The sequence below is a fragment of the Mesorhizobium sp. J18 genome, assembly GCF_007829525.1.
Taxonomy (GTDB): Bacteria; Pseudomonadota; Alphaproteobacteria; order Rhizobiales; family Rhizobiaceae; genus VLJP01.
Genome location: NZ_VLJP01000009.1, coordinates 49,540 through 63,817, shown reverse-complemented (window position 1 = coordinate 63,817; position 14,278 = coordinate 49,540). Strand labels below are relative to the sequence as shown.

12 protein-coding genes are annotated in these 14,278 nt (G+C 63.4%); 5 read left to right on the top strand and 7 right to left on the bottom strand.

The window, feature by feature from the left end; genetic code table 11:
* Positions 1-3: 3 nt before the first annotated feature.
* Positions 4-2,187 (bottom strand): primosomal protein N', encoded by a 2,184-nt coding sequence (locus tag L598_RS05010; protein WP_144860863.1) that lies wholly within the window; start codon positions 2,185-2,187, stop codon positions 4-6.
* 104 nt (positions 2,188-2,291) lie between these two features.
* On the opposite strand from L598_RS05010, the gene fsa reads away from it, so the two are divergent.
* A complete protein-coding gene (fsa, locus tag L598_RS05005) occupies positions 2,292-2,945 on the top strand; it encodes a fructose-6-phosphate aldolase (protein WP_144860862.1) in 654 nt (217 codons plus the stop codon).
* A 4-nt stretch (positions 2,946-2,949) separates the two neighbouring features.
* Here fsa and L598_RS05000 read toward each other — a convergent pair whose 3' ends face one another.
* The 3 genes from L598_RS05000 to leuS all read right to left on the bottom strand — a co-directional run bounded on the left by L598_RS05000 (position 2,950) and on the right by leuS (position 7,223).
* A complete protein-coding gene (locus L598_RS05000) occupies positions 2,950-3,912 on the bottom strand; it encodes a 1-acyl-sn-glycerol-3-phosphate acyltransferase (protein WP_144860861.1) in 963 nt (320 codons plus the stop codon).
* A gap of 127 nt (positions 3,913-4,039) precedes the next feature.
* Positions 4,040-4,588, bottom strand: coding sequence for an LPS assembly lipoprotein LptE (gene lptE, locus L598_RS04995; protein ID WP_246658636.1), 549 nt, complete (start codon positions 4,586-4,588; stop codon positions 4,040-4,042).
* Positions 4,589-4,604: 16 nt separating this feature from the next.
* On the bottom strand, positions 4,605-7,223 hold the full coding sequence (leuS, locus tag L598_RS04990) for a leucine--tRNA ligase (protein ID WP_144860859.1): 2,619 nt from the start codon (positions 7,221-7,223) through the stop codon (positions 4,605-4,607).
* Positions 7,224-7,337: 114 nt separating this feature from the next.
* On the opposite strand from leuS, the gene L598_RS04985 reads away from it, so the two are divergent.
* A complete protein-coding gene (locus L598_RS04985) occupies positions 7,338-8,003 on the top strand; it encodes a YggS family pyridoxal phosphate-dependent enzyme (protein WP_144860858.1) in 666 nt (221 codons plus the stop codon).
* A 267-nt stretch (positions 8,004-8,270) separates the two neighbouring features.
* On the opposite strand, the gene L598_RS04980 is transcribed toward L598_RS04985, so the two are convergent.
* Both L598_RS04980 and L598_RS04975 read right to left on the bottom strand, forming a co-directional pair.
* The gene (locus L598_RS04980) at positions 8,271-8,543 is read right to left on the bottom strand and encodes an usg protein (RefSeq protein ID WP_144860857.1); all 273 of its coding nucleotides are present in this window, start codon (positions 8,541-8,543) and stop codon (positions 8,271-8,273) included.
* A gap of 152 nt (positions 8,544-8,695) precedes the next feature.
* Positions 8,696-8,968: a hypothetical protein gene (locus L598_RS04975; protein WP_186444940.1), complete on the bottom strand. Its 273-nt coding sequence runs from the start codon at positions 8,966-8,968 to the stop codon at positions 8,696-8,698.
* Between the two features lie 198 nt (positions 8,969-9,166).
* Here L598_RS04975 and acs point away from each other — a divergent pair, with 198 nt between their 5' ends.
* The 3 genes from acs to L598_RS04960 all read left to right on the top strand — a co-directional run bounded on the left by acs (position 9,167) and on the right by L598_RS04960 (position 12,471).
* Positions 9,167-11,119 (top strand): acetate--CoA ligase, encoded by a 1,953-nt coding sequence (gene acs, locus L598_RS04970; protein WP_144860856.1) that lies wholly within the window; start codon positions 9,167-9,169, stop codon positions 11,117-11,119.
* Positions 11,120-11,570: 451 nt separating this feature from the next.
* Positions 11,571-11,903, top strand: a complete 333-nt coding sequence (locus L598_RS04965) for a hypothetical protein (RefSeq protein ID WP_144860855.1) — start codon at positions 11,571-11,573, stop codon at positions 11,901-11,903.
* A gap of 121 nt (positions 11,904-12,024) precedes the next feature.
* Entirely contained in the window at positions 12,025-12,471 is a 447-nt protein-coding gene (locus L598_RS04960; protein WP_144860854.1) for a DoxX family protein, read from the top strand.
* A 43-nt stretch (positions 12,472-12,514) separates the two neighbouring features.
* On the opposite strand, the gene L598_RS04955 is transcribed toward L598_RS04960, so the two are convergent.
* Positions 12,515-14,278 (bottom strand): hydantoinase B/oxoprolinase family protein, encoded by a 1,764-nt coding sequence (locus L598_RS04955; protein WP_144860853.1) that lies wholly within the window; start codon positions 14,276-14,278, stop codon positions 12,515-12,517.

Below are 14,278 nucleotides of genomic sequence, written 5' to 3'. Positions count from 1 at the left end.
TCGCTACAGGAAACTCTGCGGATCGATGTCCACCTGCACCCGCACCGAGCCGTGCGGCTTCGGCCCCTCGGCCAGCATCGCGCGCAGGAAAGCCTGCATGTCGGACCGCCTTTCGCCATGGACCAGCAGCCGGAAACGGTGCCTGCCCGCAACCAGCGCCAGCGGTGCCTCCGCCGGACCCAGCACGTCGATCTCCTTTGCCGAGGGTGCTGCGCGCCTCAGCGCGCGTGCATGGCTTTCGGCCTCTTGCCGGGCCGCCGCGCTGACGATCACTCCGGCAAGCCTGCCGAAGGGCGGCAGGCCGCTGCGCTCGCGTTCGGCAATTTCGCGTTCGTAGAAGCTTTCCGCATCGCCCGAGACGATTGCCTCCATCACGGGATGCTCGGGCTGGTAGGTCTGCAAGAGGCCGAGGCTTTTCCTCCCGCTGCGGCCGGCGCGGCCGGTGACCTGGCTCAGGAGCTGGAAGGTCCGCTCCGCCGCGCGCGGATCGCCATTGGCGAGGCCGAGATCGGCATCGACCACGCCGACCAGCGTCATGTTGGGGAAATTATGGCCTTTCGCCACGAGCTGCGTGCCGATGACGATGTCGCACTCGCCCTTGGCGATTGCCTCCAGTTCGAGGCGCAGCCGCCTGACCCCGCCCAGCAGATCCGACGACAGCACGATGGTGCGCGCCGCCGGAAAATGCGCCACCACCTCCTCGGCGATGCGCTCCACCCCGGGCCCGCACGCCACCAGATGATCGAGCGACCCGCATTCCGGGCAGGCTTCCGGGCGCGGCTCGTTGTGGCCGCAATGATGGCAGACGAGCTGGCCGCGGAAACGATGCTCTACCAGCCAGCTCGAACAGTCGGGACACTGGAAACGGTGGCCGCAGACGCGGCACAGCGTCAATGGCGCGTAGCCGCGGCGGTTGAGGAAAAGCAGCGCCTGCTCGCCCCGCCCGATCGTCCCGTCCACCTCTTCCAGAAGGGCCGGCGAAAGAAAGCCGCCGCGCGCCGGCGGCGAGCGACGCATGTCGATCGCCTTGATCTCGGGCAGAGCGGCTTCCGCGAAGCGGGCGGGCAGGACCAGCCTTTCATAGCGGCCCTGATCGGCATTGACCCGGCTTTCAACCGATGGCGTGGCCGATGCCAGCACCACCGGAAAGCCGCCGATATGGCCGCGCACCACTGCCATGTCACGGGCATTGTAGAAGACGCGGTCCTCCTGCTTGTAGGCAGGGTCGTGCTCCTCGTCCACAACGATCAGGCCAAGTTCCCGGAAGGGCAGGAAAAGCGCCGAGCGCGCCCCGGCAACGACGCGTACGCTGCCTTCAGCCACCTGCCGCCACACCCGTTCGCGCATGCGCGGCGGCAAATCCGAGTGCCATTCCGCCGGCTTGGCGCCGAAACGATCGTGAAAACGCTCCAGAAACGCCTGTGTCAGCGCGATCTCCGGCAGGAGGATCAGCACCTGTCTGTCTTTTTCGATCGCTGTGGCAACAGCCTCGAAATAAACCTCTGTCTTGCCCGAACCGGTGACGCCGTCGAGCAGCGACACTGAAAAGCCGCCAGCTTCGACATGCCCGCGAATCACCTCGGCGGCGGCCTGCTGGTCCTGGGTCAGGCATGGCCGGGCAAAGCCGGGATCGGGCCGGGCGACCACCGGACGGGGCGGAATTTCCACCGTCTCGAACACTCCCTGCGCCTTCAGCCCGTCGATGACGCTCAAGGAAACGCCCGCCGCATGGGCCAGGCCGGATCGCGTCCAGGCATGGCCCTCGCCGGCGAGTTCCAGCACGCGGGCGCGCGCCTCGGTCATGCGGTCGGGGCGGCATTCCGTCAGGCGCAAGCCCTCCAGCGGCGGTTCGGGATCGAAGGCGGCGGGCGCCCGCAGCACCATGCGCGCCACCATGCCCGGCGGAGAGAGCGTGTAGGCCGCGATCCAGTCGACCAGCCTTCGCATCTCCTCATGCACCGGCGGACAGTCGAATACTTCCGAGACCGGCCTCAGTTTCCGCGCATCGACGGCCTCGCCGTCGCCGTCCCAGACGATCCCCGCCACTTCCCTCGGCCCCAAGGGAACACGCACGATCGACCCGGGCTCGACCTTCATTCCTGGCGGAACGACATAGGAGTAGGGCCGCTCGGCAGGCATGGGCACCATGACCGGCACCGTCCGATTTTCGCGCGAATCTTGTTTCATCGGACGTGACCTTGCCTGCTTATTCATTTAGAGCAAGGCCCAAGGACGCAGACAAGGCAGCGCCGCCCTCCAGCGGCTGCTCCGCTACCCGCAAGGAGACCGAAATGAAATTCTTCGTCGATACCGCCGACGTCAAAGATATCCGCGAACTCAATGATGCAGGCCTGCTCGACGGCGTCACCACCAACCCGTCGCTGATCATGAAGGCGGGCCGTGACATCATGGATGTGACGAAGGAGATCTGTTCCATCGTCGAAGGTCCGGTCTCGGCCGAAGTGACCGCCGTCGAATATAGCGGGATGATGCGCGAGGCAGAGGTGCTGTCGAAGATCGCCGACAATATCTGCATCAAGGTCCCGCTGACGCTCGACGGGCTGAAAGCCTGCAAGGCGCTGACCTCCGACGGCCGCATGGTCAATGTGACGCTATGCTTCTCGGCCAACCAGGCATTGCTTGCCGCCAAGGCCGGAGCCACCTTCATCTCGCCCTTCATCGGCCGTCTCGACGACATGGGCATAGACGGCATGGAGCTGATCGGCGAGATCCGAACCATCTACGACAATTACGATTTCGGCACCGAGATACTCGCCGCCTCCATCCGCACGGTGAACCATGTGAAACAGGCCGCAATGATCGGCGCCGATGTAGCGACGGTTCCGCCGGCCACCCTGAAGGCGCTGGTCAAGCACCCCCTGACCGACAAGGGCCTGGAAGCCTTCCTGGCCGACTGGGCAAAGACGGGACAGAAGATCGGCTAGGCTGTCAGGGCGTCCTTTGCGCGGCCGGACGGACGCGCGGTGCTCCGGATGCCTGCTGCAGGCCGGAAAATTCCGCATCGGCATCGGCCGCCAGCGTCTCGACCGCATGCTTCTGCAGCAGGGCAGCGACCTCGGCCGGGTCGCCGTCAATGCGGTCTGGTGCGATCGGCCGACCGACGATGATGGAGAAGCGGAAGCCCTTCTTGTTGAGCAATTCGTGGAACAGCGTCATGTCGCGCAGTTCCGTCGAATATTTCGACAGGAGATAGAAGAGCCCCGAATTACGGGCGGTGATGTTGACCGGAACGATAGGCACCTCATAGCGGCGCGCTAGCGCCACGACCGATGTCTGCCACGGCCGCTCGGTCAGCTTGTCCTTGTTCCAGTAGGCGATGCGCCCGGAAGGAAAGAGCACGATGGCCTTCTTCTCGGCGAAGGCGCGCGCCGTCATCTCCAGCGTGTCGCGGCTCTTGGCATGGGACTTCTCGCCCGGCCGCCACTCGACGGGGATGATCGTCTCGCGGAAACGCGGATTGACCCGCAGGGCATCGCGATTGGCGAAGATCGCGAAATCCGGCCGTATGTCCTTCAGGAGATCGAAGACGGCGATGCCGTCTGCGATGCCCGTCGGATGGGTGGGCGCAAGGATGAAGCTGCCAGCAGGCGGGATGTTCTCCAGGCCTCTCGCGGACATCTGGAGGGAAAGAAGCTTGCTCAGATAGGCAAGCGCGTCCCATCCCGGCAGATCGGCGATGTGGTCGGCCATGGAGAGCGCGAGCCGATAGGAAAAGAGCCGATAGAGCAGGGGCCGCGCCAGAGGCCAGAGCGGATGCTTCGACAGATGCGTCGTCCGCTCGGCGATAAGCTGATCGACAATATGGGGGTCCGCCGCGGGTACTTCCTCACGACGCAGCATGCGGCTTCCAAGCACCTGGACTACCGCAGCCAGCGTTGTGTTGAGATCCATGGGCGAAGCACTCCGTTGGCGGCTGTGTCACCAAAATTCATGTCGGTACAATGACATTGCTTATGAACAACTGATAATTGCGCAGTTTTCCCGATCCATAAACGCACCAACGCCCGATTCGACTTTACTACTGATCCGGCGTCCGGGCCAGTTCCTGCCCCACGGCCAGATAGAGGAGCTGTGCAAGCTCGCGGGCGGCGCGATCCTCGGCATCACGCTCCGCCCTGTAGGCGGCGAATTCCTGCCGCGGCACGTCATAAGCCGAGGTGATCTCGCGGCGGCCGGTGGCGCGCACATTGCCAGTGGCATTGTCGACCAGACGATAAGAGGCGCGAACCACGACAATCTTGGCGGTCGGCTCCTGCTCGGAGGCGACCTGGCGCCGCGCCGCCGACAACACCTGGGAGGAAACGTTCAGATGCATCGTATATAGGCTGTTTTCCGGCTGAGCCGCGCCGCCGCGAATGAGGAAGATCAGCTCGTTGCGGACCTGCTGGCCGACGCGGTCGGCCACCGGTTCGACCGCGATGGAGGAAAGCGCGTTTGTGGGCGTTCCGATCTTCGTGGAGAAGGTGGTGCCATAGGTTGCCAGCATGGGACGCACAGTGCAGCCGGATGCGATCGCCAGGACGGCGAACAGGCCGACATAGGCACAGCCGCGGAAAATCGGATTCACTTTTGTCCCTCTCCGGTCAGGCAACGATATTGACGATGCGCTGCGGAATGACGATCACCTTGCGGGGTGACGCGCCGTTCAGCGCCTTGCGCACGAAATCCAGTTCGAGCACTGCCCTTTCGACCGCAGCTTGGTCCGCGTCGCGGGCGATTGTCAAATCTCCGCGCTTCTTGCCGTTAATCTGTACCGGCAGGACGATCTCGTTATCAACAACCAGGTCCGGATCGAAGGCGGGCCATGGCCGCGCCGCGACGAGGTCTGTGCCGCCCATCGCCGCCCAGGCTTCCTCCGCCAGATGCGGCATGAAGGGCGCGAAGAGGTGGATCAGGATTTCCAGGGCTTCGCGCAGGGCACCACGGGTCTCCGGCGCGGTGGCGCCCGAGAGGCCGGCGGCCGGCCCTTGCAAGGCATTGACCAATTCGTAGATGCGGGCGATCGCGCGGTTGAAGGCGAGCTTCTCGATATCCTCGCCGACCGCCTTCAGCGCCTTGTGCGCGGCCTTGGAAATCGCAGCCCCTTCGCCCGTGGTAGCCGCTTTCGGTGCTACGCCGCCGAGATGCGGGGCTGATTCGGCCACCAGCCGCCATATGCGCTGCACGAAGCGATGCGCCCCCGCGGCTCCTTCGTCGGTCCATTCCACGTCGCGCTCGGGCGGCGAATCGGACAGCATGAACCAGCGCGCGGTATCGGCGCCGTAGCCGTCGATGATGTCCTCCGGGCTGACAGTGTTCTTCTTCGATTTCGACATCTTTTCGAGCGAGCCGATCCCGACGGGCTCGCCGGTGGCGATCTCGATCGCCTGCCGCGTCTCGCCGGCCTGCTCGATCCGCACCTCCGACGGAGCCAGCCAGCGGCCGTCCCTCGCGCGATAGGTCTCGTGCACCACCATGCCTTGCGTGAACAGGCCCTTGAAAGGTTCGGCCAGGTCGAGGTGGCCCGTGTCGCGCATGGCGCGGGTGAAGAAGCGCGAATAGAGCAGATGCAGGATGGCATGCTCGATGCCGCCGATATACTGGTCCACCGGCAGCCACTCATTGGCCGCCTTGGGATCGGTGGGCTGGTCGGCATGCGGCGCGGTGAAGCGCGCGAAATACCAGGACGAATCGACGAAAGTGTCCATCGTATCCGTCTCGCGGCGCGCATCCTCGCCGCATTTCGGACATTTCACATGCCGCCATGTCGGGTGCCGGTCGAGCGGATTGCCCGGCTTGTCGAAATCGATGTCGTCGGGCAGCTTCACCGGCAGATCCGATTTCGGCACCGGCACGACGCCGCAGGCGTCGCAATGGATCACCGGAATCGGGCAGCCCCAGTAGCGCTGGCGGGAGATGCCCCAGTCGCGCAAGCGGAAATTGACCTTGCGCTCGGCCATCGGGCGATTGCCGATGGTCACCTTCTCCAGCCTGTTCGCGACCTCGTCGAAGGCCTGCTTCGGGCTCATGCCGTCGAGGAAGCGCGAATTGATCATGACGCCGTCGTCGACATAGGCTTCGTCGACGATCTGGAAGGTCTTGGGGTCGGCGCCCTCGGGCATCACCACAGGCACGACCGGCAGGCCGTATTTGTTGGCGAAGTCGAGGTCGCGCTGGTCGCCGGACGGGCAGCCGAAGATTGCACCCGTGCCGTAATCCATCAGCACGAAATTGGCGACATAGACCGGCAATGTCCAGTTCTCATCGAACGGATGCACCACACGTATGCCGGTATCGAAGCCCTTCTTCTCGGCTGTTTCAAGGGCGGCGACCGAGGTGCCCATGCGCCGGCAGTCCTCGATGAAGGCGGCCAGTTCGGCATTGCCTTCGGCAGCCTTTTTCGCCAGCGGATGATCCGCCGCGATCGCCATGAAGGAGGCGCCGAAGATGGTGTCGGGCCGGGTAGTGTAGACCTCCAGCTCGCTCTCGCCCTCGGGTGCGGTTCCCTCGACCAGCGGCCAGCGAATCAGCAGGCCTTCCGAGCGGCCGATCCAGTTGCGCTGCATCAGCCGCACCTTCTCCGGCCACTCGTCCATCCCGTCGAGCGAATCGAGCAGGTCCTGCGAGAAATCGGTGATCTTGAAGAACCACTGGGTAAGCTCGCGCTGTTCGACCAGCGCGCCCGAGCGCCAGCCGCGGCCGTCGATGACCTGCTCATTGGCGAGCACGGTCATGTCCTCGGGATCCCAATTGACCTTGGATACCTTGCGCGTGACCAGGCCCTTCTCGAGCATATCGAGGAACAGCATCTGCTGGCGGTGATAGTAATCCACGTCGCAGGTGGCGAATTCGCGCGACCAGTCGAGCGACAGGCCCATCATCTTGAGCTGTTCGCGCATGGTGGCGATGTTCTGGTAGGTCCATTCCTTCGGATGGACCTTGTTCTGCATGGCGGCGTTCTCGGCGGGCATGCCGAAGGCATCCCAGCCCATAGGATGCAGCACGTTGAAGCCCTTGGCGCGTTTGTAGCGCGCCACGACGTCGCCCATCGTGTAATTGCGCGTATGGCCGATATGGATGCGCCCGGAAGGATAGGGGAACATCTCCAGCACGTAATATTTCGGCCGCGGATCGTCGTTCTGCGCCTCGAAAAGCTTTTTCTCCGCCCAGGCCTGCTGCCAGCGGGGTTCGGAAGCGCGCGGATTGTATCGTTCGGTTGCCATGCCCGGTTTTTCACATAGAAAGGGAAGCAAATTTTCGTCGGCGGACCTTCATCACGGTTTGCCGGAAGCGTCAACTCCGCAGCCTATCCGGGCGGGAGAAACCATGGATTTGTAATGAAAAGCGCGGTCGAAAATCTTCAAGCCGTCAGACTGGCGATCGGGCAGGCTGAACGGGAAGCCGGGCGGAAGGCAGGTTCGGTGGAGCTTGTCGCCGTGTCCAAGACCTTCGATGCCGAAGAGATCAGGCCGGTGCTCGAAGCCGGCCATCGGGTCTTCGGCGAAAACCGCGTCCAGGAAGCGCAAGGCAAATGGCCGGGGCTGAAGGAGGCGTTTTCCGGGATAGAGCTGCATCTCATCGGCCCTCTTCAATCCAACAAGGCGAAGGAGGCCGTCGCTCTCTTCGATGTCATAGAGACCGTCGACCGCGAGAAGATCGCCGCAGCACTCGCCACCGAGATGAGGAAGCAGGCGAAAACGCCGCGGCTCTACGTGCAGGTCAATACCGGACTGGAGCCACAAAAGGCGGGTATCGATCCGCGCGAGACGGCCGCCTTCGTCGCCCGCTGCCGCGAAGTCCACGGCCTCGCCATCGAAGGGCTGATGTGCATCCCGCCGGTCGAGGAAAATCCGGGGCCGCATTTCGCCCTTCTCTCCAAGCTTGCCCGCGAGACGGGCCTGGACAAGCTTTCCATGGGCATGTCAGGCGATTATGAGACGGCCATAGGTTTCGGCGCGACAAGCGTGCGCGTCGGCTCGGCGATCTTCGGACAGCGGGCCTGAACGGCCGGCGTCAGACGGTTTGCCCCGGACACATGGCCTCTCGCATCACGATGCTTAAGGAAGAGAAGCATCAACAGGATGACCAAGACCGGGCCGGTCCTGGCCATGCCTTCACCCTGCCCCGTCACCGCATGGACGATGCCCGACACGATCCACGACGACGCCGGCAATGGCCAGCAGCGCCTGGAGCGTCGCAAGCAAAGCCCAAATGCCCGGCGGCGTGCCGGCGCGCCGGAGACGCTACCCTCTTCGGTCCCAGGTCGGAATCTATTGCAGCACCAGTTCTCCGCTCACATTGCGCCATTCGCTGGGTGAGATCAGCTGCTTGTGGGTGTAGCGTACGGAATGCAGCGGCCCATCGAGCTTTTCTGTCCAGAAGTCGATGAAGCGATACAGAGCCGGAAAGTCGGGGGCCAGGTCGTATTGCTGCCAGACGAAGCTCTGCAAGACATGTGGGTGGTCCGGAAGGTGATAGAGGAACTCGGCGGTCGTCAGCCCGTAGCCCTTGAGCATAAGTTCCGTTTCCGGATGGTGGTGCATGAATGTACTCCTGCGTTCATTTCTCCCGTAAGCAACTGTGCCATCAACTTAATTGCCAGTCCATCGGTTCCTGATCGGCAGGAGCGTATTTTTCGTAATTTTTTCAAACTGTTAGCAGTCGCCTCTGGTTGCTGCTGCTACCGTAGCAGGCCTCAGCCTTTCGGCCGGGCTTGCCTCACGATGACAGGGCGATAGATCACGGTCGAGGGGCCCAGGTCGTCGAAGGCATCCATCTGCGCGCGCCGCTCTGCGCGGCGGTCGAGCTCCAGTTCCAGGAGGCATTGCGCGAAAGCCTCGGAGCCCGTCCGGAAGCCGTAGGTCCGGCAGGTTTCCTCGTCCCGCGCCCTTCGCTCTTCCGGCGTCATGGTCTGGCATGCCGAGACGGTCATCGCAACCGCCAGTGCCGGCAAAATGATCTTGCGCATGGAAATTCCTTTCAAAAGACTTCCGGCCTTTGCCAAAGATATGGGGCCGGCTGCCGCCTTCAATGCGCATCCTGCCCCATTCCAAGGTCTGATGTTGTCGTCGCGCCGGAATTGATAATAATGCCGGCGCAAGACGTCCCGCTATGGCCGGCGACGCGACAAACCCGAATGCCCATCAATGGGGGAGGAATTCCAGAAATGTCCGAAGTCCATACACATCGCGTGAAACCCGCATGGAAGAAGGTGGCGCTGATCGACGGCGCAACCTACGAGAAATGGTACAAGGACAGCATCAAGCATCCGGACAGATTCTGGGCCAAGCACGGCAGGCGCATCGACTGGTTCAAGCCCTTCACCAAGGTCAAGAACACCTCCTTCAAGGGCAAGGTGTCCATCAAATGGTTCGAGGACGGCGTCACCAACGTCTCCTACAACTGTATCGACCGGCACCTGAAGAAGCGCGGCAACCAGACCGCGATCATCTGGGAAGGCGACAATCCCTATGACGACAAGAAGATCACCTATAACGAGCTCTACGAACATGTCTGCCGGCTCGCCAATGTGCTGAAGTCGCGCGGCGTCAGGAAGGGCGACCGCGTCACCATCTACATGCCGATGATCCCCGAGGCAGCTTACGCAATGCTGGCCTGCACGCGCATCGGCGCAATCCATTCGGTCGTCTTCGGCGGCTTCTCGCCCGATTCGCTTGCCGGACGCATTGAGGACTGCAAATCCGACTTCGTTATCACCGCCGATCAGGGCCTGCGCGGCGGCAGGACCATCCCGCTCAAGGAAAACGCCGACAAGGCGATCGCCATTGCCGAAAAGGCCGGCACCAAGGTCCGGCATGTGCTGGTGGTGCGCCGCACCGGCGCCAAGGTCGATTGGGTGGAGGGTCGCGACCTCTGGTACCACAAGGAGACGCGGGCGGCGAAGCCGGACTGCAAGCCGGAGAAGATGAAGGCGGAGGATCCACTTTTCATCCTCTATACTTCCGGTTCGACGGGCAAGCCGAAGGGGGTTCTGCATACCACCGGCGGCTATCTGGTCTATGTCTCGATGACGCACCAGTATGTCTTCGACTACCATGACGGAGACGTCTACTGGTGCACGGCAGACGTGGGCTGGGTCACCGGCCACAGCTATATCGTCTACGGCCCGCTCGCCAACGGCGCGATCACCCTGATGTTCGAGGGCGTCCCCAACTACCCCGACGCCTCGCGCCTGTGGGAAGTGGTCGACAAGCATCAGGTGAACATCTTCTACACCGCGCCGACCGCCATCCGCGCGCTCATGGGCGCTGGCGATGCATTCGTCACCAGAACCTCGCGCAAGTCGCTGCGCATTCTCGGCACGGTGGGAGAGCCGATCAATCCAGAAGCCTGGGAATGGTATTACAATGTCGTCGGCGAGAAGCGCGTGCCGATCGTCGATACCTGGTGGCAGACCGAGACCGGCGGCATCATGATCTCGCCGCTGCCCGGCGCGATCGACCTGAAGGCCGGTTCGGCCACCAAGCCGTTTTTCGGCGTGCAGCCGCAGCTCGTGGATGGCGAGGGCAACGAGATCGAGGGTGCCGGGGCGGGTAATCTGTGCATCGTGGACTCCTGGCCGGGTCAGATGCGCACGGTCTATGGCGATCACGAACGCTTCGTTCAGACCTATTTCTCCACCTACAAGGGCAAATACTTCACCGGTGACGGATGCCGCCGGGACGAGGACGGCTATTACTGGATCACCGGGCGCGTTGACGACGTCATCAATGTTTCCGGCCACCGGCTCGGCACGGCGGAAGTCGAATCGGCGCTCGTCTCTCACGAGAAAGTCTCCGAGGCCGCCGTTGTCGGCTATCCGCACGACGTCAAGGGACAGGGCATTTACTGCTACGTGACCCTGATGGCCGGGGAAAAGGGCTCGGAGGAGCTGAAGAAGGAGCTGATTGCGCATGTACGCAGCGAGATCGGCCCCATTGCCACTCCCGACAAGATCCAGTTCGCGCCCGGTCTGCCCAAGACCCGCTCGGGCAAGATCATGCGCCGCATCCTGCGCAAGATTGCGGAGGACGACTACAAGGCGCTTGGCGATACGTCGACGCTTGCCGATCCGGCGGTCGTGGAGGATCTGGTGGAGAACCGGCAGAACAGGAAATAGTCGGTGGCCCTTGCATGCGGGAGGTATAGGCTCCACATTGGCCTTGTGTTCAACGAAACGAAAGGAGGTGATCCGATGTCGAGTGATTTCCGTTCCAGCGTGGCCTCAGCGGATTGCCTTTGCGGGGAGCAGCCTCTTCGTTAAAGCGCATGACGTGCGGCCGGTGACGCCTGCAGCGTCGCGCCGACGGCTGCGCATGAACGAAAGCACGGGGGCCGTTCCGAAGGGAGCGGCCCCTTCTTCTCTGCCCATTGCGGATGCCTGTCTCGCCAGAGCCAGGCGTTCGATGTTCCTGCGATCTCCTGAAAGGCGACGGCGACGCAGCCTCCTTTCTTCGCCCCGCTTGGGGGAGGCGTGTCTGCGGCACTGGAATATCTGACGGACACCCCACCATATGCTTTTTTCATCGTTACGGTAGAAAGGTCACAATTCACACGCTATAGGCGCGGTGATGCGGATTGTCAGAGTCCTTTTGCTGTTGTGCCTGATGGCGGGCTTCGCAAGTCCGGCTTTGGCTGCATTCCGCGCTGGCGAACCGCTGCCCCCGCCGCCCTGCTCGGGCGCGGCCCATGAGCGAGAATGCCCCGACTTCACGGCGCCCCGTCCGTATGGTCAACGTGGTCCGTCGGCCGCCGACAACCAGCAGTGCCTGCCGCTTGCCATAGAGACACGAAACGCTTCCTTAAGCCGAAATTTCCGCGAGGCGGTGGTTTCCTATGTCACCGCGGCAGCTCGGCCTTACGCCTCGCTGACTTATCCCATCGACAAGCCTCCCGAGGCGTGATGCGGCCTTTGGCAGCACTGCGCTGCCTCACCACCCAAGATGAAATTCAATGCCGCGTTCCCAAGGGAGCCGGCCATGCGGCGCGATCCGGAAAGGACGGCCGCATCTATTGGAGACTAGAATGTCCGTTCAAACCTCGAACACTCCCCTTATCATTCCGGCGCTGCGGCCGATATATTCCAGGCTCGATACCCTGGTGGAGACCCTGTTGCGTATCGTGGCGGGCCTTGCGCTCGTCACTCATGGCGCCTCGAAGATCGTCAATCCATTCGGAGCAGCCGGCATGGTGGAAAGCCTCGGCTTCTATCCCGGCGTCTTCTGGTCGCCGCTGCTTGCCGCGACGGAATTCTTCGGCGGGCTGATGATTGCCATTGGCCTGTTCACGCGGCCGGCAGCCTTCGCGGCGATGATCGTGCTTCTGGTCACCGTCTGGTTCCACTGGGTGGTTCAGGGTGAAGGTTATTCCGGCGCCGAGAAGTCGATCCTGTGGGCGGCGATCATGATCTTCTTCGCCATCCGTGGCAGCAATCGCCATTCGGTCGACGCGAAGATCGGCCGCCAGTTCTGAATCCGAAAGCCACCCGCGCGGCCTCGGCCGCGCGGATGGCCTTCTAGGAAGCCTCGCGGCGGCGAATCGCCGTCGCGGTCTCATCAATATTTTTGCCATCCGGCGAAAGCACGACGCCGAACTTCTCCGCTGCCTCGTCCGGCGTGTAGTAGCCCATCGCCGCGTCATGCAAAATGCGGGCAGGATCGCGGGTAAAGGGATCGCCATATCCGCCGCCGCCTGGTGTGCCCACGCTCACCCGGTCGCCGGCCTTGAGCGGAATGTCCTGCTCCTTGGAAAGGTGCTTCGGCACATGCGGCTCGCCAGAGCGCCAGACGGTGACGGTGTTGACCGCACCGTCAGCGCCGCCGAGCACGCCCTGCGGTCCGGTCCGCCCGTGATCCATGACGAAGGAGGCGCGCGCATCGCCCCGCAGCAGTTCCACCTCATAGGCGAGCCCGAAGCCGCCGCGATGCTTTCCGGCGCCACCCGACCCTTCGCGCAGGGCATAATGACGGTAGAGCACCGGGAAAGCCTGCTCCATGACCTCGATGGGCGGGGACTTGGAGATGCCGATGGTCGAGCAGCCATTGGAGAGCCCGTCATGGCTGGCATTGCCGCCATAGCCGCCGCCGGAGATCTGATACATGACGAAATCGCGCCCGCGCGCCGGATCGTGACCGCCAAGGGCGAAATTGCCGCTGGAGCCGGCTGGCGCGGCGGTGACGGCATCCGGCAGCGCCTTGACCATGGCGGCGAACACGGCCTCCGCGATGCGCTGGGACACTTCCGCCGCGCAGCCCGAAACCGGCCGCGGATAGGCAGCGTCGAGGAAGGTGCCGATGGGCCGCTTGACGATCAGCGGTTCGAAGGCGCCGGCGCTGAGGGGCACGTCGGGGAAGATGTGGCGCATGGCGAGATAGACCGACGACAGCGTCGTGGCGATGACGCTGTTCATCGGGCCGGCGCAGGGCGGGCTGGAGCCTGCAAAGTCGAAGGTCAGCGCCTCGCCCTTCTTCTCGACCTTGAGCGCGATGGTCAGCGGCGCATCCACCACGCCATCGGAATCGATGAAGGCCTTGCCCTCGTAGCTGCCGTCGGGAATGGCGGCGATTTTGGCCCGCATCTGCTCGGCAGCGCGCCGGCGCAGTTCGGCGATCGCCTCCGTGACCGTTTCGTCGCCATAGCGGTCGAGGACTGCCGCAAGCCGTTCCTCGCCTACCTGCAGGGCGGCCGCCTGGGCGCGGATATCGCCGATGCGCTGGTCGGCAACGCGGATGTTCGAGCAGATGATGGAATAGATCTCCGGATCCATCACGCCCTTCTTGAAGAGCTTCACGGGCGGCAGCCGCAGCCCCTCCTGCTCGACGGCGGKGGCCGATGCGGAGAATCCGCCCGGCACCGAACCGCCGATATCTGGCCAATGGCCGGTATTGGAAAGCCAGCAGAAGATGCGGCCGTCACGCCAGACGGGCATGGCGAAGCGCACATCCATCAGATGAGTGCCGCCGAGATAGGGGTCGTTGACGATGTAGATGTCGCCGGGCTCCGGTGGCAGGACGCGGCCGTCGCGGATCATCTCGATCAGCGTCATGGTCGAATACTGCATGACACCGACGAAGACCGGCAGGCCGCCCAGCCCTTGCGCGATCAGCGAGCCGTCCTCGGCGGAATAGATGCCGTCGGACCGGTCGTTGGCCTCGGCGATGACCGGCGAGAAGGCGGCGCGCGAGAAGGTGAGGTCCATCTCGTCGCAGACCTGCTGGAGGGCTGCCTGGATGACGGAAAGGGTGATGGCGTCGAGGGGGGTGGTCAGGGTTGCAACCAT

Excerpts from the sequence above, each read along its gene's own strand:
- L598_RS05010 (WP_144860863.1), bottom strand. The coding sequence starts at position 2,187 with ATGAAACAAGATTCGCGCGAAAATCGGACGGTGCCGGTCATGGTGCCC.
- fsa (WP_144860862.1), top strand. The coding sequence starts at position 2,292 with ATGAAATTCTTCGTCGATACCGCCGACGTCAAAGATATCCGCGAACTC.
- L598_RS05000 (WP_144860861.1), bottom strand. The coding sequence starts at position 3,912 with ATGGATCTCAACACAACGCTGGCTGCGGTAGTCCAGGTGCTTGGAAGC.
- leuS (WP_144860859.1), bottom strand. The coding sequence starts at position 7,223 with ATGGCAACCGAACGATACAATCCGCGCGCTTCCGAACCCCGCTGGCAG.
- L598_RS04985 (WP_144860858.1), top strand. The coding sequence starts at position 7,338 with ATGAAAAGCGCGGTCGAAAATCTTCAAGCCGTCAGACTGGCGATCGGG.
- L598_RS04980 (WP_144860857.1), bottom strand. The coding sequence starts at position 8,543 with ATGCACCACCATCCGGAAACGGAACTTATGCTCAAGGGCTACGGGCTG.
- L598_RS04975 (WP_186444940.1), bottom strand. The coding sequence starts at position 8,968 with ATGCGCAAGATCATTTTGCCGGCACTGGCGGTTGCGATGACCGTCTCG.
- acs (WP_144860856.1), top strand. The coding sequence starts at position 9,167 with ATGTCCGAAGTCCATACACATCGCGTGAAACCCGCATGGAAGAAGGTG.
- L598_RS04965 (WP_144860855.1), top strand. The coding sequence starts at position 11,571 with ATGCGGATTGTCAGAGTCCTTTTGCTGTTGTGCCTGATGGCGGGCTTC.
- L598_RS04960 (WP_144860854.1), top strand. The coding sequence starts at position 12,025 with ATGTCCGTTCAAACCTCGAACACTCCCCTTATCATTCCGGCGCTGCGG.